This is a genomic window from Bradyrhizobium sp. ORS 111 (genome assembly GCF_045571485.1).
In the GTDB taxonomy this organism is placed as follows: domain Bacteria; phylum Pseudomonadota; class Alphaproteobacteria; order Rhizobiales; family Xanthobacteraceae; genus Bradyrhizobium.
This window is the reverse complement of sequence record NZ_CP120701.1, coordinates 4,508,747-4,527,401: the sequence shown is the minus strand read 5'-3', so window position 1 is coordinate 4,527,401 and position 18,655 is coordinate 4,508,747. Positions and strand designations below refer to the sequence as shown.

At 66.2% G+C, this 18,655-nt stretch carries 21 protein-coding genes; 11 read left to right on the top strand and 10 right to left on the bottom strand.

Annotated features, from left to right (window positions below):
* Nucleotides 1-20: 20 nt before the first annotated feature.
* Nucleotides 21-878: a sigma-70 family RNA polymerase sigma factor gene (locus tag P6U30_RS21200; protein WP_407164862.1), complete on the bottom strand. Its 858-nt coding sequence runs from the start codon at nt 876-878 to the stop codon at nt 21-23.
* Entirely contained in the window at nt 875-1,345 is a 471-nt protein-coding gene (locus tag P6U30_RS21195; RefSeq protein ID WP_407164861.1) for a carboxymuconolactone decarboxylase family protein, read from the bottom strand. The genes P6U30_RS21200 and P6U30_RS21195 overlap by 4 nt, the downstream gene beginning before the upstream one ends.
* 364 nt (nt 1,346-1,709) lie before the next feature.
* Between P6U30_RS21195 and P6U30_RS21190 the strand changes: the two genes are divergently transcribed.
* The gene (locus P6U30_RS21190) at nt 1,710-2,498 is read left to right on the top strand and encodes a DUF899 domain-containing protein (protein ID WP_407164860.1); all 789 of its coding nucleotides are present in this window, start codon (nt 1,710-1,712) and stop codon (nt 2,496-2,498) included.
* Nucleotides 2,499-2,533: 35 nt separating this feature from the next.
* On the opposite strand, the gene P6U30_RS21185 is transcribed toward P6U30_RS21190, so the two are convergent.
* The gene (locus tag P6U30_RS21185) at nt 2,534-3,433 is read right to left on the bottom strand and encodes a LysR family transcriptional regulator (protein ID WP_407164859.1); all 900 of its coding nucleotides are present in this window, start codon (nt 3,431-3,433) and stop codon (nt 2,534-2,536) included.
* A 13-nt stretch (nt 3,434-3,446) separates the two neighbouring features.
* Here P6U30_RS21185 and P6U30_RS21180 point away from each other — a divergent pair, with 13 nt between their 5' ends.
* The 4 genes from P6U30_RS21180 to P6U30_RS21165 are packed head-to-tail and all read left to right on the top strand — an operon-like array spanning nt 3,447 to nt 7,041.
* Complete coding sequence (locus tag P6U30_RS21180; RefSeq protein WP_407170503.1) at nt 3,447-3,830, top strand: DUF1127 domain-containing protein; 384 nt, start codon at nt 3,447-3,449, stop codon at nt 3,828-3,830.
* Complete coding sequence (locus P6U30_RS21175; RefSeq protein WP_407170502.1) at nt 3,823-4,332, top strand: GNAT family N-acetyltransferase; 510 nt, start codon at nt 3,823-3,825, stop codon at nt 4,330-4,332. The genes P6U30_RS21180 and P6U30_RS21175 overlap by 8 nt, the downstream gene beginning before the upstream one ends.
* Nucleotides 4,329-5,507: an MFS transporter gene (locus P6U30_RS21170; protein WP_407164858.1), complete on the top strand. Its 1,179-nt coding sequence runs from the start codon at nt 4,329-4,331 to the stop codon at nt 5,505-5,507. Before P6U30_RS21175 ends, P6U30_RS21170 begins: the two co-directional genes overlap by 4 nt.
* 52 nt (nt 5,508-5,559) lie before the next feature.
* The gene (locus P6U30_RS21165; RefSeq protein WP_407164857.1) at nt 5,560-7,041 is read left to right on the top strand and encodes a M20/M25/M40 family metallo-hydrolase; all 1,482 of its coding nucleotides are present in this window, start codon (nt 5,560-5,562) and stop codon (nt 7,039-7,041) included.
* 60 nt (nt 7,042-7,101) lie between these two features.
* On the opposite strand, the gene P6U30_RS21160 is transcribed toward P6U30_RS21165, so the two are convergent.
* The gene (locus P6U30_RS21160; RefSeq protein ID WP_407164856.1) at nt 7,102-8,538 is read right to left on the bottom strand and encodes an MFS transporter; all 1,437 of its coding nucleotides are present in this window, start codon (nt 8,536-8,538) and stop codon (nt 7,102-7,104) included.
* Between the two features lie 126 nt (nt 8,539-8,664).
* Between P6U30_RS21160 and P6U30_RS21155 the strand changes: the two genes are divergently transcribed.
* Nucleotides 8,665-9,576: a LysR family transcriptional regulator gene (locus tag P6U30_RS21155; protein ID WP_407164855.1), complete on the top strand. Its 912-nt coding sequence runs from the start codon at nt 8,665-8,667 to the stop codon at nt 9,574-9,576.
* A gap of 22 nt (nt 9,577-9,598) precedes the next feature.
* Here the strand turns inward: P6U30_RS21155 and P6U30_RS21150 are convergent, their stop codons facing one another.
* Nucleotides 9,599-10,537 carry a LysR family transcriptional regulator gene (locus P6U30_RS21150; RefSeq protein WP_407164854.1) on the bottom strand — a complete coding sequence of 313 codons (939 nt, stop codon included), beginning with the start codon at nt 10,535-10,537 and terminating at the stop codon, nt 9,599-9,601.
* Nucleotides 10,538-10,741: 204 nt separating this feature from the next.
* Between P6U30_RS21150 and P6U30_RS21145 the strand changes: the two genes are divergently transcribed.
* Nucleotides 10,742-12,259, top strand: coding sequence for an MFS transporter (locus P6U30_RS21145; protein WP_407164853.1), 1,518 nt, complete (start codon nt 10,742-10,744; stop codon nt 12,257-12,259).
* A 159-nt stretch (nt 12,260-12,418) separates the two neighbouring features.
* Nucleotides 12,419-12,970, top strand: coding sequence for a carboxymuconolactone decarboxylase family protein (locus tag P6U30_RS21140; RefSeq protein ID WP_407164852.1), 552 nt, complete (start codon nt 12,419-12,421; stop codon nt 12,968-12,970).
* Nucleotides 12,971-12,978: 8 nt separating this feature from the next.
* Here P6U30_RS21140 and P6U30_RS21135 read toward each other — a convergent pair whose 3' ends face one another.
* The 3 genes from P6U30_RS21135 to P6U30_RS21125 form a co-directional block, all read right to left on the bottom strand.
* Nucleotides 12,979-13,476 carry an AAA family ATPase gene (locus P6U30_RS21135; RefSeq protein WP_407164851.1) on the bottom strand — a complete coding sequence of 166 codons (498 nt, stop codon included), beginning with the start codon at nt 13,474-13,476 and terminating at the stop codon, nt 12,979-12,981.
* A 61-nt stretch (nt 13,477-13,537) separates the two neighbouring features.
* The gene (locus P6U30_RS21130; RefSeq protein WP_407164850.1) at nt 13,538-13,939 is read right to left on the bottom strand and encodes a PIN domain-containing protein; all 402 of its coding nucleotides are present in this window, start codon (nt 13,937-13,939) and stop codon (nt 13,538-13,540) included.
* Nucleotides 13,929-14,159 carry an AbrB/MazE/SpoVT family DNA-binding domain-containing protein gene (locus P6U30_RS21125; RefSeq protein WP_407146661.1) on the bottom strand — a complete coding sequence of 77 codons (231 nt, stop codon included), beginning with the start codon at nt 14,157-14,159 and terminating at the stop codon, nt 13,929-13,931. Before P6U30_RS21125 ends, P6U30_RS21130 begins: the two co-directional genes overlap by 11 nt.
* A gap of 199 nt (nt 14,160-14,358) precedes the next feature.
* Between P6U30_RS21125 and P6U30_RS21120 the strand changes: the two genes are divergently transcribed.
* Nucleotides 14,359-15,573 carry an MFS transporter gene (locus P6U30_RS21120; protein ID WP_407164849.1) on the top strand — a complete coding sequence of 405 codons (1,215 nt, stop codon included), beginning with the start codon at nt 14,359-14,361 and terminating at the stop codon, nt 15,571-15,573.
* A gap of 49 nt (nt 15,574-15,622) precedes the next feature.
* On the opposite strand, the gene P6U30_RS21115 is transcribed toward P6U30_RS21120, so the two are convergent.
* A complete protein-coding gene (locus tag P6U30_RS21115; protein ID WP_407164848.1) occupies nt 15,623-16,267 on the bottom strand; it encodes a DUF5074 domain-containing protein in 645 nt (214 codons plus the stop codon).
* 33 nt (nt 16,268-16,300) lie between these two features.
* Nucleotides 16,301-17,521, bottom strand: a complete 1,221-nt coding sequence (locus P6U30_RS21110; protein ID WP_407164847.1) for a helix-turn-helix domain-containing protein — start codon at nt 17,519-17,521, stop codon at nt 16,301-16,303.
* Nucleotides 17,522-17,614: 93 nt separating this feature from the next.
* Here P6U30_RS21110 and P6U30_RS21105 point away from each other — a divergent pair, with 93 nt between their 5' ends.
* Both P6U30_RS21105 and P6U30_RS21100 read left to right on the top strand, forming a co-directional pair.
* Nucleotides 17,615-18,394, top strand: coding sequence for a DUF899 domain-containing protein (locus tag P6U30_RS21105; RefSeq protein ID WP_407164846.1), 780 nt, complete (start codon nt 17,615-17,617; stop codon nt 18,392-18,394).
* A gap of 14 nt (nt 18,395-18,408) precedes the next feature.
* On the top strand, nt 18,409-18,651 hold the full coding sequence (locus tag P6U30_RS21100; protein WP_407164845.1) for a hypothetical protein: 243 nt from the start codon (nt 18,409-18,411) through the stop codon (nt 18,649-18,651).
* The last annotated feature ends 4 nt before the right edge of the window (nt 18,652-18,655 follow it).

Genomic DNA, 18,655 nt, shown 5'->3' with positions numbered 1-18,655 from the left:
CGGCGACCGGTATCTGCATGCTAGTGCAGATGCCGTAGCTTGTCAGGATTCCTCACCACATAGATGGCCGCGACCTTACCGTTCTCGATGTCGAGCGCCGTGGTTGTCAGCTCGCCGTCGGCCTCGCGCGTGATGAAGCCGGGCAGTCCGTTGATGAAACCGGTGCGCACGAGTTTCGAGCCATGGCTCCGGAACTGGATTACCAGGGATTCATGTGCCTTCATGACCGCATCGAATCCGAAGATCGGCGCAGCGGCTGCCGGGCGCTTGCCGCCGCCGTCGGCATGAACGCTGACGTCGGCCGCCAGCATCGCGCCGAGCGCCTTCATGTCGCCGCTGCGGGACGCCGTGAAGAACGCCTCGGCCAGCGCAAGACCGCGTTGCTTTTCAACGTTGAAACGCGGCCGCGCCTCGCGGACATGGTCGCGCGCGCGGCCTGCGAGCTGGCGGCAGGTCGCGGGCGTGCGCTCGATCGTCGCGGCGACTTCCTCGAAGCCCAGTCCGAACACATCGTGCAGCAGGAAGGCAGCTCGCTCGAGCGGCGAGAGCCGCTCCAGCGCCAGCATCAGCGGCAAGGTGATGTCGTCGTCCTGCTCTTCGACGACAGGGTCGGGCAGCCAGGGGCCGATATAGGTCTCGCGCTGACGGCGCGCGGATTTGAGCTGGTCGAGGCAGAGCCGCGTCACGGTGCGGCGCAGGAACGCCTCGGGTTCGCGCACCTCGCTGCGGTCGGCCTTCATCCAGCGGATAAAGGCCTCCTGCACCATGTCCTCGGCATCGGCCATCGAGCCGAGCATGCGGTAGGCCACGCGCATCAGTCTCGGACGCAGCGGCGCGTATTCCGCCGCTGCGTCCCCTGGTGTGGCGTTCGCGGTCATGCGGCGTTTGCGATCGAGGCCTTGACGGTCTGCGGATCGACGAATCCGCCGAAACCGACCGCGATCCGGTTCCAGCCGTTGATGATGTTGATTAGCAATGTGACCTTGACCTGCTCCTCCGGCGTGAAGTGCGCCTTCAAGGCTTCATAGGCGGCAATATGCGTGTGCGCTTCACAAATTCGGCTCAACGCCTCGGTCCAGCCGAGCGCAGCGCGCTCACGGTCGGTGAAGCAGGGCGCCTCCTGCCACGCTGACAGCAGATAGATGCGCTGCTCGGTTTCGCCCTCCTCGCGGGCAAATGTGGTGTGCAGGTTGATGCAATTGGCGCAACCGTTGATCTGGGAAGCGCGGATCTTGATGAGCTCGGCGAGCTTCGGATCAAGGCTCGAGGAGATCGCGACCGATGCCTCGAACCAGATCTTCATCATCTTGGGAGCGGCGGCGAGCGGGTCAAGTCTGGCAGTCATGCTGGGGTCCTCGGTGGTGGAGTTACGCCACCATGACGAGCGAGGGAGGGCGAAAGTGACACGCAGACCAAATATTTTTGGCTGTGAACTGTCGCAGATCTCCGACGAGGGAACGTGTCGCCTTGTCAACTGGCGTCTGACGTCCCCTCGAGGCGTCCCGTGCGTAGAATCTGCCCGGCCACGGTACGGGAGAGCCGGGATCGATGCGATGCCCGCTCGCGCTGCTTGCGCGAAAAAAATCCCGACACACTTGTCACTCCCATGGTCCGCCGCCGTCGCGCCACACTGAGCGCACGAACCATGACGAGGGACGGGGAACAGCGTTTCGCCCCCGGCGTTCGTCCTTGCAGGAGGTTGAACCACCATGAGCAAATCACCCGAAAATGACCGCGCCGCGATGCAGACACCGCCGGTGGTAACGCCGGAGGCCTGGGAGGCCGCGCGGCTGCAGATGCTGGCGAAAGAGAAGGCGCAGGTACGGGCACGCGATGCGCTCGCCGCGGAGCGCCGGCGGATGCCGTGGATGGCCGTTGAGAAGGCGTATGCCTTCGAGGGACCGCAGGGCAAGGTGAGCCTGCTCGACCTGTTCGAGGGCCGTCGGCAACTCATCGTGTATCGTGCCTTCTTCGAGCCCGGCGTGTTCGGCTGGCCCGATCACGCCTGCCGCGGCTGCTCACTCGGCGCCGATCAGGTCGGCCATCTCGCGCATCTCAACCAGCGCGACACCACGCTGGTCTACGCCTCGCGTGCGCCGCAGGCCGACATCGCGCGGCTGAAGGCGCGGATGGGCTGGGAGATGCCCTGGTACACGATCACGGACAGCTTTGATGCGGATTTCGGCGTCAGCGAATGGCACGGCCACAACGTGTTCTTCCGCGACGGCGAGCGCATCTTCCGCACCTACTTCGTCAATAGTCGCGGCGACGAGGCGATGGGAACGGTGTGGAGCTATCTCGACATCACGCCGCTCGGCCGGCAGGAGCTGTGGGAGGACTCACCGGCAGGATACCCGCAGGGCCCGACCTACAAATGGTGGAACTGGCACGACAACTACGAGGCCGAGGCCACCCCGAATGCGAAGTGGGCTGCGGTCACCGATGCCGGCGAAGCCGCATTCCGCAAGATCGCCGAGCAAGAACGCAAGGCGACGTAGCAGCCAGATAGGGAGGACGCACAGCGGCGTCCTCCCTATCGACCGTCGTGGTTTGACGGGATCGCCTTCAGCGCGGACAGGGTCTGGCGCAGTCCACGATCCAGGCGCTTGTCGCGGCGGATCAGGACGGCGAGCCGGCGGTACAGCTTCGGCGACAGCGACCGAATGGCGAGGTCGCCGTGCCTGCTTCTGGCCGAGACGGCCATGCCCGGCAGGATGGCGCAGCCGAGACCGGCGCGCACCATCTCCTTGATGGCCTCGACGCTGCCGAGCGACATCAACGGCTTCAGCGAGACGCCGCCGCGCGCCAGCCATTCGTCGGCGGTGCGCCGGGTGTTGCCGCCGGGCTCGAACAGGACGACTGGCCGCGTCGCCAACACCGCCGGCGTGATCCGCGCCGGCAACGGCATGTCGGGCGGAGCAATCAGCACGAACTCGTCATTCAGCACAGGCGTGATTTCGAAGCTGCGCCCCGACACCGGGAGCGTGACGAGCCCAATGTCGATCGTGTTGTCCTCGACCGCCTTGGCGATCTCCGGCGTGTTGCCGGTTGTGACCGTGATCTCGAGGCCCGGAAGTCTAGCCCGCAACTCCCTCAGGATCGGCGGCAGCAGGAAGATGCAGGCCGTCGCGCCGGTCCCGAGCCGCACGCGCCCGGCGGTGCCGGTGGTCTGCTGGGCGACGGCATCGACCGCCGATGTGACGGCAGCGCTGATCCGGTCGGCATGCGCCAGCAGCGCGGCGCCGGCCGCCGTCGGACGGGCCCTGCGCCCGACGCGCTCGATCAGGGTTGCCCCGAGGCTCCGCTCGAGCTGCCGCACCTGCAGGCTCACCGCCGGCTGCGTGAGTTGCAGCCGCTCGGCGGCGGCGGAAAAGCTGCCGCTCTCGATCACGACCCGGAAGCTCTCGAGATAGTCCAGGTTGAGGTTCTTCATCAAAGCATCTCTTATGCTTTGCATAAGTCGTCTAAGCTTCCCTTATATAGCGCTGCGGCGCATGCTGAGGCAACATGATCGGGTTTTCCGGACCGGAGAGCAGGCATTGTCCGGCGTCAAGTCCATCGGCGGCGTCCTCGTCGAGCTCGGACGCTACCTCGCGGCCTCGCCGCGATCGCGCATCCGCCGTTGGCAGGCCCTGCGCGAGCTGGACGATCGCTTGCTGGCGGATGTCGGACTGTCGCGGAGCGATGTTCGAGATCAGCCCATGGGGCCTGCAGCATGCGCCGACGCTCCGCCGCAGCACAGTCATGATGGCAGCGCGAGACAAGAGGGAAAGGATGAGTGCTATCAGGGAGACGGTGATCCGCGACGCGACGGAGGTCGACATGGCTGAGGTGCAGCGCATCTATGCGCACCACGTGCTGAACGGACTTGCGACCTTCGAGGAAGTGCCGCCCTCTCTCGACGAGATGCTCGGGCGCCGCGCCGCCGTGCTGGCCGCAGGGTTGCCGTATCTCGTGGCCGATGTCGACGGATGCGTGGCCGGCTACTCCTACGCGACATCGTATCGGCCCCGGCCGGCTTACCGCCACACGATCGAGGACTCAGTGTACGTGTCGGAGGCGCTGCGTGGCCGCCGCATCGGCGCCGCGCTGCTGCAGGCGTTGATCGAGCGGACCGAGACCGGGCCCTGGCGGCAAATGATCGCCGTGATCGGCAACAGCGGCAACGCCGGCTCGATCGCGCTGCATCGTGGTATGGGATTCGAGATGGTCGGGACGTTGAGATCGGTCGGCTTCAAGCTCGGGCAATGGGTCGACACCGTGCTGATGCAGCGGTCGCTCAGTCGCGGCGACGGCGCACCCCCGTCAGGAATCACGGAGGCGCCGCGGTGATCGCGCGCCGGATCGTGGTCGCCCTCGGACTTGGTCAACTGATCTCGTGGGGCGCCACCTACTATCTCATCGGCGGTTTCGGCGAGCAGATCGGCGCCGACCTCGGCTGGAATCGCGACATCGTCTACGGCGGTTTTGCCGTCGCGCTGCTGGTGATGGGGTTGACCTCGCCGCTGGTGGGACGGCTGGTGGATCGACGCGGCGGCCGCGACGTCATGGTCGCCGGCGCGGTGGTGAATGCCGCCGGATGCGCCGGCCTCGCCGTCTCGCACGAGGTTGCGACATACTTCGCGGCGTGGATCGTGCTCGGCATCGGGATGCGGCTGACGCTGTACGACGCCGCCTTTGCGGCGCTGGCGCGGATCGGCGGGCCGGAGGCGCGCCGCGCGATGTCCGGGATCACGCTGCTGGGCGGATTGGCGGCCACCGTGTTCTGGCCGCTCGGACACATTCTCTCGGAGCATTTCGGTTGGCGGATCGCGGTGCTGGTCTATGCAGGCTTCTCGCTCGTGACGATCCCGCTCTCTTTCGTCACTCCGAACCGGCGCTACGCCGGTCGGCCGGACGCCGCGGCGACAGCGCCGAGACAGCCGCTCGCATCAAGTTCCCGGCAGATCGTCATCGGTGGCGGGCTTTATGCCGTGATCACGACGGGCGCGAACTTCCTGAACGCCGGCATGTCGGCGCATATGATCGCTGTGCTCGCTGGTCTCGGGCTCAGTGCTACGGTCGCCGTCTGGATCGCGACATTCCGGGGCATCGGGCAATCCGCAGCCCGTCTCTGCGAAGTGCTGTTCGGCGGGCGTATGGATCCGCTCGCGCTCAACCTGCTGGCCTGCCTCTTCATGCCGCTCTCCTTCGTCGCCGGGCTGTTCAGCGGGACCTCGAAGGAGATGGCGATCGCCTTCGCGTTGCTCTACGGCGCCTGCAACGGCATCCTGACTATCACGAGGGGAACGCTGCCGCTGATCCTGTTCGACCATCGCAGCTACGGGACCATCGTCGGCCGCCTGATCGTGCCAAGCTTCATCCTGCCCGCGGCGGCGCCGCTGATCTACGCGATCGTGATCGACCGCGTGGGCGATGCCGGCGCGCTGTACCTCTCAACCGGCCTTGCCGTGGTGACGCTGCTGGCGGCGGGCCTGCTGAAGGTGCTGTTTCCGAGACCGTCTTAAGTCGGAGCTAAATGATATCGTTTCAAAAAAGAAGGATGGGAGGAAGAAAAACATGGCATTGCCGATCAAAGGCCGTCTCGCGGCGCTGTTGCTTGCCGCGGGCATGCTTTGCGCCGGGACCGGATATGCGACCGCAGACTCAGCCAAGTCTTCGCAATCCCAGGGTGATCGAACCGTCGCATTGCTCAAGAAGCTGATTACCTTCGACACGTCGAACGCGCCGGGGGACACCCGGGCGCTGGCGGAATATCTGAAGTCACAGTTCGCGCCGCTCGGCGCCGAGGTGGACATCTTCGTCGCTCCGAACGGCAAGGCGGCGCATTTCGTGGCGCGGTTGCGCGGCGACGGCTCGAAGAAGCCGGTCCTGCTGGCGGCGCATGCGGACGTCGTTCCGGTCGAGCGCGAGAAGTGGACCATCGAGCCGTTCGCCGGCATCGAGAAGGACGGCTTCATCTATGGGCGCGGCGCGATGGATTTCAAGGGTGGGCTCGCGGTGTTCGCGAGCGCGGTGATGCGGCTTGCCGAAGAGAGGACGCCGCTGGCGCGCGACGTGATCTTCCTGTCCGAAGCGGACGAAGAGCAGGGGCAGTACAGCACGGTGTGGCTGGCGAAGAACCACTGGGACAAGATCGACGCGGAGTTCGCGCTGAACGAGGGCGGCTATGTGCTGCAGCGGCCCGACGGCTCGGTCCGGCAGATCAACGTCACGACCGCGGAAAAGCTTTCCGTCACCTTCGCGCTGAAGGCCACCGGGCATTCAGGCCATTCCTCGCGTCCGTTTCCGCCGGGCGAGATGGCCAATGACCGTCTGATCGCGGCGTTGGCCAAGCTCGCTGCGCATGATCCGATGATCAAGCTCGTGCCGGCGAGCGAAGCCTATTTCAAGGCGCTGCTGCCGATCAGTTCGGAGCAGACGGCATCCGACATCAGGCAGCTTCTGGCCGCGAGGGACCAAGGCGAGCTCGACATGGCGGGAAAGAAGCTGGTGGCCGACAATCCCAAGGACAGCCTGCTGTTGCATGCACTGGTGCGCGATACGATGGTGATCACCATGATCGAGGCCGGCATCAAGCCCAACGTGATTCCCGGCGACGCCAAGGCAATCGTGAACACGCGCCTGCTTCCGGGCACCACGACCGACCAGATGATCGCGGAGATCAAGCGCGTGATCGGCGATCCCGATATCGAGGTCAGCATTGTGACCCCGCTGTCGCAGCAGCAGGCCCGGGACAATTACCTGATGCGCACGAAGATCCCGGCCTCGCCGGTCAACACCGCGCTGTATGATGCGCTCGACCGCAATGCAAAGCGGATCTGGAAAGACGCCATCTTGGTTCCGACGATGTTCGAGGCCGGCACCGACGCCACCGCCTGGCGCGAGCGCAACGTTCCGGTCTACGGCATTTATCCTTATCCGCTGGACGACGACATCCTGAGCCGGATGCATGGCAATGACGAAAGGATCGGTGTCGAGGCCATCAGGCAGGGTTCGGAGTGGATCTACAACACGCTTCTCGATGTCGCGAAGAAGTGAGGTCGCGGTCGCGCTACCGACGACGTGCACCGCGGTCGCACGGCGGCGCCAACTTTGATCTCAAGTCGCGGGCTCGCGGGGCAGCCAGAGCGACAGCCAGCCGCCGAGCGCGAGCAGCGCCACGTTGCAGCCGAGCGCGATCGTGAAGGCGTGCGCGTAATCGTCGGCATCCGGACGCAGCCCGAGCAGGCTGTAGAAGATGCCGCCGATGACGGCGACGCCGAGCGCGGCGCCGATCTGGAAGGTCGAGATCATCATTCCCGACGCCAGCCCGGCATGGCGCGGATCGATGCTGCCGATGACGGCCTTGATGACCGACGGCATCACGGTGCCGAAACCGAGACCACCGCACACCAAGCCGATTGTGAGGCTGTGCGGCAGCGCGCCGCCGACCGCGAGCATCACGCTGCCGAACCCGATGACCTGGAGGGCAAAGCCCAGCGTCAACGTACGCACGCCGAGCCACTGCATGACGGAGGGCGATACCAGCGAGGCGAGAAAGAAGCCGATGGCGAAGGGCAGGGTGGCGAGCCCGGCGGTCAACGGCGACTCGTGCAGGCCGTTCTGCAGATAGACCGCGAACGTCAGATAGAACGACGACAGCATGTAGAAGGCGAGCGCCATCACCAGCCCGATCACGAAATCGCTGTTGCGCAGGAGATGCAATGCGACCAGCGGATCGCCGCCGCGCGCCGACAGGTTCGCCTCGAAGCGGACGAAGATCCCGAGCACCAGCGGCGAAGCCAGCAGCATCGCGACGATCCAGATCGGCCATCCGGTCTCGCGGCCCTGGATCAGCGGGTAGACCAGCAGGCCGAGCATGAGCGACAGCAGGATCACGCCGCCGATATCGATCCGCTGGGCATGCTCGGCGCGCGAGTCGGTCAGGAACAACAGCCCGCCGGCGAACGCGGCGAGACCGATCGGCACGTTGATCAGGAAGATCGCCTGCCAGGCCAATCCGAACGGATGCGCCGACACCAGCACACCGCCGAGCACCTGGCCGCAGATGTTGGCGAGGCCGAAGGTCGCGCCGTAATAACCGAGGGCGCGGCCTTGCTCGGCCGCTGGAAACAGCACGCGAATTGAAGCGAGCACTTGCGGCGCCATCGCGGTCGCGGTGAGGCCTTGCAGGATTCGCCCCGCGACAAGCACGGCAGGCGACCACGCAATGCCGCACAGCACCGAGGCGATCGTGAAGCCGGCAACGCCGAGGAGGAACATGCGACGCCGGCCAAAGAGGTCGCCGAGCCGGCCGCCGGTGATCAGGAACACTGCATAGGTCGCCGCATAGGCCGAGATGACGAACTGCACCTCGCTTACGGTTGCGCCGAGATCCTGCCGAATGGCGGGCAATGCGAGGTTGACGACGTTGAAGTCGAGGATCGGCAGGAAGGCGCCGGTGAGCAGGACGGGCAAAGCCAGCCAGCGCCGCGGGTCTCCCAGCGGATGAGCGGTATGACGGAACTGCAGCGGATCGGCCGTTTCGCTCGTCACCTTCCAACTCCTCGGCTTCGGCAGCGCCCAGCGAGCGGCGCACCGTTGATCGAACCTTGGAAGCGGAAGATGGCCTGTCCATCAGCGATATGATATTGTCGGAAACTGCCAATCGAGTTTGCAAAAATGCACAGTCCGGTCGACTGGAATGACCTTCGTCTCGTGCTCGCGGTGGCGCGCGAGGGCAGCCTCTCGGGCGCAGCGCGCAGCTTGCGCGTCACGCATTCGACGGTGTTTCGCCGCCTTGGTGCGATCGAGGCCGCGATCGGAACGCGCCTGTTCGAACGCTTTCGCGACGGCTATGCGCCGACCCCGGCCGGCGAAACGGCGGCTGCATCGGCGGCCCGGCTCGAGGACGAAGTGCTCGCGCTCGAACGCAAGCTCTCCGGGCAGGATCTGAGGCCGTCAGGCGCGGTGCGGATCACGACGACGGATACGCTTGGTGCAATCTTGATACGGCATTTGCCGGCGATGCGCGCCGCCCATCCCGGGATCGACGCCGAGATCACGATCTCGAACACGATGGCGAACCTGACGCGGCGGGAGGCCGAGATCGCCATCCGTCCGACGCCCGCGCCGTCCGAACTGCTGGTCGGGCGGCGCGTCGCCGAGATCGCGCATGCCATCTATGGATCGCGCGCCTATCTCGGCCGGCGCAGCGATACGGAGTTGTCCGCGCACGACTGGATCGGGCTCGACGATACGCTGGCCGGGACCGTGATTGCAGGCTGGATGCGCGAGAACCTGCGCGCGGCCCGCATCACGTGCCGCGTCGACGCGTTGCCTGCGCTGCGCGACGCGGCGGTTGCCGGGCTCGGGCTTGCCTTGCTTCCCTGCTACGTCGGAGATCTCGCGCCCGGGCTGCGCCGGCTCACGCCGAAGACGCCCGCCGAGCCCCGGTCGGCGCTGTGGCTGCTGACCCATGACGATCTCAAGCGCACCGCGCGCATCCGCGCCACGCTCGACTTTCTCGCCAAGGCCCTGACGGCGGAACGCGCGCTGTTCGAGGGCAAGCGCGCCGGTGCTGCGCGGCGATAGCGCGCGCGTCGCCGCGGACAAATCACGCGCGCGATGCGCCGTTCAGGCTCGTTTGAGCGTGTTGACCGGCGTGGTCGCGCCGGGCCGCGTTCCTGGCGATCACCGGGGCATGATGCGCGCGAAAGGCGCCTGCGAGGACTTTCAGCGCGGCGCGGGACCGCGGGTCCGAGAGCGTCGACAGCAGCACGATCTCGGTGGGGGGTAAAGCGGGAAGGCCGAACCGTTCGCTCACCTCGATGGTGCCGGGCGGCGCGACCCGGCATGAAAACACCGAGATCGCAAGGCCCGCCGAGACAGCCTCGGCGACGGCAAAGGCCCCGCAACCCAGGAACGTTTCGGTCCAAGGTAGTCCTGCGGCGCCGAGCGCGCGGGTCGCAGTGTTGAGGATGCCGCAGGACGGCGAGGATGCCGCCAATCGGATCGGCTCGCCGGCGCGATGCACGAAGTCCGGCGTGGCGAACCAGCCGAAATGGTCGGGGCCGAGCACTTCGCCATCGCGGCGATCGTCCTCCCGGAACATGATCACTGCGTCGATCACACCGCGATCGAACGCATCCAGCAGGTCGCGGGCATCGTCGAGCCGAACCTCGATGGTGAGCGCGGGATCATGCGCGTTGAGCCGCGCCAGCAATGTCGGAAGCTCGGGCGCGCCGACATGAGTCGCGATGCCGAGCGAGAAGCGGCGGCGCGCCGTGGAGAGTTGGGCCACGGCGCGGTCGTGCGCAGCGAGGAAGGCGCGCGCGGAGTCGAGGAACACCGCGCCCTGCGCCGACAGGCGCACCAGCCGCGGCGTCCGCTCGACCAGCCTGTGGCCGACCCGCGCCTCCAGCCGCTTCAGCTTGACGCTGATCGCGCCCTGCGTGGTGCCGAGCGCGTCGGCCGCACGGGTGAAGCTCTGCAGATCGGCAATCTTTACGAACGCCTTGACGGCATCGACATCGAGTGTGGTCACGTCAATCATCCGAATTTGTTGTCTCTGAAATATCTAGTCATCCCGTTCCGGGATGTTCAAGCGCCGCCTAGCTTCGCCACAGGTCAAGCGCGGCGCACGGCTAATCGGTCGCCGCTTCAATTGATTGTGTGCCAACCCGAGCACGGCTGCTGCCAGTACCGTGGCAGCAGCGTGGGCTTAGTCGTTGGCGTCGCAATATCGAAAGGCTGAACCATGCCGAATGAACTGAGCCGCCGAGGCGTCGTCGTCCTCTCCGCCGTATGTCTGTCATGCCTGATGTTCGGCCTGGAGATTTCCAGCATTCCCGCGATCCTGCCGACGCTGGAGCAGGTGTTGCACGCCGATTTCAAGCAGTTGCAGTGGATCATGAACGCCTACACCATCGCGGTGACGACCGTGCTGATGGCGGTCGGAACGCTGGCAGACCGCTTTGGGCGCAAGCGCATGTTCGTCGTCGCGATCGCCGCTTTCGGCCTCACGTCGCTGATGTGCGGCGTTGCCGACAACGTCGTGATGCTCATCATCGCCCGCTTCCTGCAGGGCGCGAGCGGTGGCGCGTTGCTGATCTGCCAGATCGCGGTCCTGTCGCATGAATTCCAGGGCGGACGGGAGCGTGCCGTCGCCTGGGGCTGGTGGGGCGTGATCTTCGGCATCGGGCTCGGCTTCGGACCGATCATCGGCGGCGCCGTCGCCGCGGTGCTGAGCTGGGAATGGGTGTTCCTGGTCCACGTAGTGTTCGCGGCAGTGGCGCTGGTGCTCACCATCGGCGGCGTGCATGAATCGAAGGACCCGAAGGCGAGCACGCTCGACCTTGCGGGCGTCGTGACGCTCTCGCTCGCGGTGTTCTGCCTGGCCTACTACATCACGCAGGGGCCGGATCTCGGCTTCGCCGGCCCGACCGCGCTTGCGATCCTCGGTGTCTCAGCGGCAAGCTTCATTGCGTTCCTGGTTGCCGAGCGGGTGAGCCGGCGGCCGATGTTCGATTTCTCGGTGTTCCGGATTCCCGCCTTCTCCGGCTCGATCATCGGCTCGGCCGCGATGAACCTCAGCTACTGGCCTTTCATGATCTATCTGCCGATCTGGTTTCACGCCGGTCTCGGCTATGACAGCGTGTCGGCGGGTCTGGCGCTGCTCGCCTACACCCTGCCGACGCTGGTGATGCCGCCGTTCGCGGAGCGGCTGTCGCTGCGCTATCAGCCCGGTCTGATTATTCCGGCGGGGTTGTTCACGATCGGTGCGGGCTTCCTGCTGATGAAGTTCGGCAGCGCCGCGGCGCAACCAGATTGGTCGACGATGCTGCCCGGCTGCCTGATCGCGGGAATCGGGCTCGGCATCACCAATACGCCGGTCACCAACACGACGACAGGCTCGGTCTCGAGCGACCGCGCCGGCATGGCCTCCGGCATCGATATGAGCGCGCGGATGGTCTCGCTCGCGGTCAATATCGCGCTGATGGGCTTCATCCTGGCGAGCGGCGTGCTCGCGCATCTCAAGGCGGTGCTGCCCGGGCTCGAAGCGGATCAGTTGCGTGCGCTCGCCGAGAAGATCGCTGCGGGCAACACCGTATCCATGCCCGAGCTGACGGCTGCGGGCGTGCACCAGGCACTGGCAAGTGGATTCGGCTGGGTGATGCTCTATGGCGGGATCGGTGTGTGGATCATGGCCGGCATCAGCTTCGTGATCTTCAATGCGCGGCCGCTTCGTCAGCCGAGGGTTCAGTACCCGGAATGAATGATCCGGATCAAGCGGGGGAGGGCCTGCGATCCTGCGGACCCTCGTGCGGCCTCTGCGCTGCGCGCAAGTCACGCATGACGGCGATCCCGTTCGGCTTGCGGCGATCTGCGAACAGGGGCAGGCTGCACGAGTCCATTCCGAGCCGAGGTGAAATCGATGTCGCGCGTGTCCGCCAAGACCAGGAACGAGCTACCGCCCGAACTCCGGCCGCTGTGGGACAAGATGACGACCTATGGCGCATTCGAGCACCAGGCGGGCGTGATGGCGCAGCGGCCGCCGATCTTCAAGCACATGTGGTCGCTGCTGGTCGACCTGGCCGACGAGGCCGTGGTGTCGAAGCGGCATCTCGAGCTCGCCCTGGTGACGGTGTCGCTCCTGAACAAGTGCGATTACTGCGTCTCGCATCATGCGCCGAAGCTCACGGTCCAGGGCGTGTCGGAGGCGGGCGCCGAGTGCCTGCTCGACTACAAGGATCATCCCGAGCTCGACGACGTCGACAAGCTCGTGGTCGAATATGCGATCGCGGTCACCAACGCCTGGAACAGGACGCGCGACGCGATCTTCGATCGGCTTCGTGCGCATTTCTCCGAAGCGCAAATCGTCGAGCTGACCTGGCGGATCGCCCTATGCGGCGCCTTCAACCGCTTCAACGATGTCCTGCAGCTCGAGGTCGAAGACGGCGTGCCCGGCCGCGAGGCGGCGGAATGATGTCTTAGTCAAGCGTCCGGGCTGGCGGGATCGCCGAGGGTTGCGAGCACGAAGTCGGCGCGGGCCGATGGCGAGGTCTTCGGCAGGATGATCGGCTCGTAGTCGAGCTTCGGCAGTGTCTCGATCAGCCGATGATATTCGACGACGGCCGCTTCGAGGCCGTGTCGGCGCTCCGGGTCAGTGACGTAGATCTCGGGCCACGGCGGCGTCATGAAGACGCGCCGGTGATAGCGATCCGCTAAGCAGAGCGATTGCAGATATGGCTCGCCGGTCGCAACCTCCAGCGCCGATGCCGCGTCCACGAGGCCGCGATCGAAGAATACCCAGCCGGAGTGGGCTTCGGCCATCTCCCTGTCCCTCAGCGCAAGCGCGACGGCACGGCGGAGAAAGGCAACCAGATCGGCCCAGGGCAACGCGTTGCCGCCCGATGCCAGCTCTTCGGCGATGATACGACGACCCGGCTCTTCGGTAACGGGATAACCGCGCGCATGCAGTTCGGCCAGCAAGGTCGATTTCCCGCCGCCGGAGCAGCCCGAGATCAAGACGAAGCGATTTTCCAAGAGAGGCCTAGACCTGAAATGGATTGACGATTCGAAGGTTGTTATCCAGGACTTGATTATGCTGCATGTCCTCGGACCACAATCTCTCGCAGCCGGCCTGAAGCGCTGAAGCTGCGATCATGGCGTCGAAAATCGACAACCCGTAACGCTCGGCCAGATCAAGTCCAGCGTCATGGATTTCCTGCGTGAGGGGATAGATGGTCAGCAGATTGCGCAAGATCGTCAGAAATGCGCGTGTCTCCGGCCACGACATCCGCATCTTGCGCCGCGCGACATTGGCGACTTCGTTCAGCACCTGAACGCTAATCACCCCGCCCCGGGCAACGACGGCTTCTGCCCGATCGGCCTTCAAGGGATCGTCCGACGCGAGGTAGACAAGCACGTTGGTGTCGAAGAAGTCACCGGGCATTTGCCTCGTCCCGGTCGAATTTGAAATCCGCCGGCAGGCGTCCGCGGAAGGTGCGCAGTCGCGCCAGTAACTCCTCACGCCCCGGTTTGCGCGCGACGCCGAAGTTCCGCTCGTCGGCGACATGGATTTCGATCTCGTCGCCTTCCTTGAGTCCGAGCGCCTCGACCACGACCGCGGGAAGCCGGATCGCGAGGCTGTTACCCCATTTGGCGACTTGCATGTTTGGTGCTCCGTATAAGGATATACACTAATCGAAATGTATATCCAGGGGCGGGCGGATGCAAGTGGGCTTTGCGCCGCACGTATTGCGCGCTTCCAAGTAGCTCGTCGTAGAATCGACTTGTTTGCTTCGTCGCCTGTCGGTTCCGCTCCATCCCGTTCGTCTTCCACCCAGACCGAGGTGCACTGGGAGATCAGGAATGAGCAATTCTCACTATCGTTGGGTGATCGTCGCGGCTGGGGGCCTGTTGGGCTGTGTCGCGATCGGCGGCATGTTTTCGCTGCCGGTGTTTTTGCAGCCGATGGCGCGGGAGACCGGCTGGTCGGTGACCGGCATTTCCAGCGCGATGACGATCGGCTTCCTCGCGATGGCCTTCACCAGCATGATGTGGGGCACGCTGTCGGACCGGTTCGGTCCGCTTCCGGTGGTGCTGACCGGCTCGGTCGTGCTGGCGGCGAGCCTCGCACTGGCAAGCCGGGCGCCGTCATTGCTGGCTTTTCAGGTCCTGTTCGGCGTGCTGGTCGGCGCGGCCGCCGCCGCCATCTTCGCGCCGATGATGGCCTGCGTCACCGGCTGGTTCGACACTCATCGCGCCCTTGCCGTCTCGCTGGTGTCGGCGGGCATGGGCATGGCGCCGATGACCATGTCGCCGTTCGCCGCCTGGCTCGTCTCCCATCATGACTGGCGCAGTTCAATGCTCATCGTGGCTGGCGTGGTTGCCGCGATCATGATCCCGGTCTCGCTCCTGGTGCGAAGGCCGCCCGCGCTGCAGAACCCGCAGGCGGTCGCGGCGGCCGACAACGGCGAACCGGCGATGTCGATGGCGCAGGCGCTGCGCTCGCCGCAATTCATGATCCTGATCGCGACTAATTTCTTCTGCTGCGCCACCCATTCGGGGCCGATCATCCACACCGTCAGCTATGCGATCACCTGCGGCATTCCGATGATCGCGGCGGTCACGATCTACAGCGTGGAAGGACTGGCCGGCATGGGCGGCCGCATCGTGTTCGGCCTGCTCGGCGACCGCTTCGGCGCCAAGCGCGTCCTGGTGCTCGGCCTGCTGGCGCAGGCATTCGGCGCGCTCGGCTACGTCTTCGTGCGCGAGCTTGCCGCGTTCTACACCGTGGCAGCGGTGTTCGGCTTCATCTATGCCGGCACCATGCCGCTCTATGCTGTGCTGATCCGCGAGAACTTTCCGCTCAAGATGATGGGCACCGTGATCGGCGGCACCGCGATGGCCGGCAGTCTCGGCATGGCGACCGGCCCGCTGGCCGGCGGCCTGATCTACGACACGTTCGCGAGCTACACGTGGCTCTATGTCGGGTCCTGGGCGGTCGGTCTCGGCGCCTTCCTGATCATCATGACGTTCAGGCCGTTCCCGGCGGTGCGGAGCGCGGCGCCGGTGCCCGCCTGAGACGCGGGGTCATGCGTGGCGTGATCCGCCGAGGATGGATCACGCCGCCTCACGCGCGGCGTCGCTTGGGCCGCGCAACCGCGCGCACGGTGCCCTTGGTGTGTCCGCCGCCGCAGAAGAAGCGGTCGCCGCCGTCGGACTCCAATCCTGACACGTTCGTCCCCTTCGGCATCTCGAGCCGTTCCAGGACCTCGCCGGTTTGCGGATCGATATGGCGCACCTCGCTCGCGTCGTCTTCCCAAGTGCCGTGCCAGAGCTCGCCGTCGACCCAGGTGACGCCGGTGACGAAGCGGTTGGATTCGATCGTGCGAAGGATCACGCCGGTCTCGGGATCGATCTGGAGGATCTTGCGGTCGCGATATTGTCCGACCCAGAGCGAGCCTTCGGCCCACGCGAGGCCGGAGTCGCGACCGCCGCCGGGCGATGGGATCGTCGACACCACGCGGCCGTTCTTGGGATCGATCTTGTGGATACGGTCCTCGGTGATTTGGTAGAGGTGCTTGCCGTCGAAGGCGGTGCCGGCATGAGCTGCGATGTCGATCGTGCGGGTGGTCTTGCCGCTGTCGGGATCGAAGGCGATCATCCGGTCGCCCGCGGCGAACCAGATCTGCTCGCCATCGAAGCTGACGCCGCCCACGCTGTCGACGCCTTCGAAGGCGTATTCCTTGATGATCCGGGCCGGCGACGTCTTCATGCTTCGCTCCTGTTGCTTGATTGCGGGCTGATGCTAGCCGTTCGGCAGCGGGGCAGGGAGTAACAAGGTCGTCGTGAATCCCGGCACCGGCGGCGTCATCCAGCGCCGCGCGCGGGCGCGGCCGACCGACCGCACCTTGCCTGCGGCGGCGAGCGCGTCGAGCGCGCGTTGCACGGTACGCTGGCTGGCGCCGAGCGCCAGCGACAGCGCAGAGCTCGACCACGCCTCGCCGTCGGCGAGGAACGCGAGCACCGCGGCGTGCTCTTCCTCGACCGGACGTGCCAGCACGGCAACGTCGCGCCGGCGATGTGGCTCCAGCACAAAGCCATCAGGCGTCGCGCGCAGGTCGGCGAGCGGACGCAGCGCGCGACGCAGCCGGCCGATTTCGACCCGCAGCCGCGCGCGGTGCGATTCATCGGCGTGCTTGCCGCGAAAGGCCCGTGCGATCAGCGCGCCGCGCGACACGTCGGCCGGCCACGCCTCGGCCAGCGCGCGGGCGAGCGCGAACAGCACCGGCCGCCGCGTCAGCGAGATCGTTGTGCTGTTGTCGCGCACGACGTAGCGGCACGCGTCGACGACGAGCGCCTTCAACGCCAGCAGGGTCTCGACCTCGTCGAGCCGCAGTGGTCGTTCGCTGCCGTGCGCGATCAGACGCGCCGCGGGCGCGACGAGCAGACGCGCCGTGCTCTCGACCTCGGCCGTCAGTTCCGCAATGCCGGCGCGGCGCGCGGCATCCTTGGCTCGCGCCAGCGCGTCGCGTGCCGGTTTCGTCCGCAGCCGCCGCATTGCGATCCCGGCCACGACGAGCTCATGGCCGACCCGAAGTGCCGGCGGGAAGGGCGCGGGGTCGAGGTCGTCAAGCATGCGCTCGGCCGCATCGAGGCTCCCGATCAGTAACAGGCGGCGGATTTCGAGATAGCCGGCATGGGCGGCGTTGAGTGCATCGCCATGCGCCGCGAGGGTCGCGCGCGCTGCGGCAAGGGCTCTTTTCGGAAACGAGAGGTCGCGCGACACCAGCGCGATCTCGGCCTCGGCCACGACGCAGCGCGCACGCGCGATGGCCTCCCGTGGACCGAACGCACGTCCGGCGCGCCGTAGCAGCTCCTTGGCGCGGGCGAAGTCCCCGAGCCGCGCCATCGCGATGCCGCGCAGCGCCAACGCCGGCGCGTCGTCGCGCAACGCCACCCGTTTCAGTGCGCCGAGGGGATCACCCGCCGCGAGCGCGCGCGCCGCAGCAATGATCAGCGAGTCCATTCGAATCCCGACACACTTGTCACTCTCTCCGCCTGAGTCCCGGCCCTAATCTAGCACAGGACGACGGAACACCACGGCCAAGGAGAGCATGCGATGACCAGTCACCAAATCGGAACGCGCGAGCAATGGCTTGCAGCCCGGCTGGACTTGCTGCGGGCGGAAAAGGAGCTGACACAGCGCAGTGACGCGGTGGCCCTGCAGCGGCAGGCTTTGCCCTGGGTCCGGATCGACAAGGACTACCGGTTCGAGACCGAGGACGGCAGCGCTTCGCTGGCGGACCTGTTCCGGGGCCGTTCACAACTTCTCATCTACCATTTCATGTTCGGCCCCGACTATGCCGCCGGCTGCCCGTCCTGCTCGATGATCGCCGACGGGTTCAATGGATTTGCGGTCCATCTCGCCCATCACGACGTGATGCTGTCGGCGGTCTCGCGGGCGCCGCTCGCCAAGCTGCAGGCCTACAAGCGGCGGATGGGCTGGACGTTTCCATGGGCGTCGTCGTCGCCGAGCGACTTCAACGCCGACTTCAATGTCTGGTTCAGCGAAGCTCAGCAGAGCACGGGCATCGACTACAACTACCGCCGCGAACCGCCATTCGTGCAGCGCGAGGAGCCGCAGGGTGGCGGCGAGGCCCCGCGATCGCAGTCGCATTCCGCGATGTGCGGGACCGATCGTGCAACCTTCCTGCGCGAGCGGCCGGGCATCAGCGCCTTCGTTCGCGAGGACTGCGCGATCTATCACACCTATTCAGCCTACGCGCGCGGTCTCGACGCCGTCTGGGGCATGTATCCCTGGCTCGACCGCGCGCCGAAGGGCCGCAACGAGACCGGCGGAGCGTGGTGGCGCCGTCATGACGAGTACGACGCGGCCTGATCGGGAGGCGGCTGATGAGCGATCAGACCACAGCAATTGTCAGCGCGCGGCCGCGCAGACACGGCGAGGCCGTGGCGCGCTGGCTCTCGCTGGCAGCGGCGCCGACCTTCGCGATCATGGCGTTGCTCGCGGCGGCCGCGCCGTCCGACATGCTCTGCGCCACCGTACGGGGAGAGTTCTCGCTTCAGGGCATGGTCCCGATGTATGCACTGATGAGCGCGTTTCACCTGGCGCCCTGGCTGCGGCTGCTGCGATGACCGG

What these genes read in the sequence shown, in the direction of transcription:
- P6U30_RS21200 (WP_407164862.1), bottom strand. Translation starts at nt 878, where the DNA reads ATGACCGCGAACGCCACACCAGGGGACGCAGCGGCGGAATACGCGCCG.
- P6U30_RS21195 (WP_407164861.1), bottom strand. Translation starts at nt 1,345, where the DNA reads ATGACTGCCAGACTTGACCCGCTCGCCGCCGCTCCCAAGATGATGAAG.
- P6U30_RS21190 (WP_407164860.1), top strand. Translation starts at nt 1,710, where the DNA reads ATGAGCAAATCACCCGAAAATGACCGCGCCGCGATGCAGACACCGCCG.
- P6U30_RS21185 (WP_407164859.1), bottom strand. Translation starts at nt 3,433, where the DNA reads ATGAAGAACCTCAACCTGGACTATCTCGAGAGCTTCCGGGTCGTGATC.
- P6U30_RS21180 (WP_407170503.1), top strand. Translation starts at nt 3,447, where the DNA reads ATGCTTTGCATAAGTCGTCTAAGCTTCCCTTATATAGCGCTGCGGCGC.
- P6U30_RS21175 (WP_407170502.1), top strand. Translation starts at nt 3,823, where the DNA reads ATGGCTGAGGTGCAGCGCATCTATGCGCACCACGTGCTGAACGGACTT.
- P6U30_RS21165 (WP_407164857.1), top strand. Translation starts at nt 5,560, where the DNA reads ATGGCATTGCCGATCAAAGGCCGTCTCGCGGCGCTGTTGCTTGCCGCG.
- P6U30_RS21155 (WP_407164855.1), top strand. Translation starts at nt 8,665, where the DNA reads ATGCACAGTCCGGTCGACTGGAATGACCTTCGTCTCGTGCTCGCGGTG.
- P6U30_RS21150 (WP_407164854.1), bottom strand. Translation starts at nt 10,537, where the DNA reads ATGATTGACGTGACCACACTCGATGTCGATGCCGTCAAGGCGTTCGTA.
- P6U30_RS21145 (WP_407164853.1), top strand. Translation starts at nt 10,742, where the DNA reads ATGCCGAATGAACTGAGCCGCCGAGGCGTCGTCGTCCTCTCCGCCGTA.
- P6U30_RS21140 (WP_407164852.1), top strand. Translation starts at nt 12,419, where the DNA reads ATGTCGCGCGTGTCCGCCAAGACCAGGAACGAGCTACCGCCCGAACTC.
- P6U30_RS21130 (WP_407164850.1), bottom strand. Translation starts at nt 13,939, where the DNA reads ATGCCCGGTGACTTCTTCGACACCAACGTGCTTGTCTACCTCGCGTCG.
- P6U30_RS21125 (WP_407146661.1), bottom strand. Translation starts at nt 14,159, where the DNA reads ATGCAAGTCGCCAAATGGGGTAACAGCCTCGCGATCCGGCTTCCCGCG.
- P6U30_RS21120 (WP_407164849.1), top strand. Translation starts at nt 14,359, where the DNA reads ATGAGCAATTCTCACTATCGTTGGGTGATCGTCGCGGCTGGGGGCCTG.
- P6U30_RS21115 (WP_407164848.1), bottom strand. Translation starts at nt 16,267, where the DNA reads ATGAAGACGTCGCCGGCCCGGATCATCAAGGAATACGCCTTCGAAGGC.
- P6U30_RS21110 (WP_407164847.1), bottom strand. Translation starts at nt 17,521, where the DNA reads ATGGACTCGCTGATCATTGCTGCGGCGCGCGCGCTCGCGGCGGGTGAT.
- P6U30_RS21105 (WP_407164846.1), top strand. Translation starts at nt 17,615, where the DNA reads ATGACCAGTCACCAAATCGGAACGCGCGAGCAATGGCTTGCAGCCCGG.
- P6U30_RS21100 (WP_407164845.1), top strand. Translation starts at nt 18,409, where the DNA reads ATGAGCGATCAGACCACAGCAATTGTCAGCGCGCGGCCGCGCAGACAC.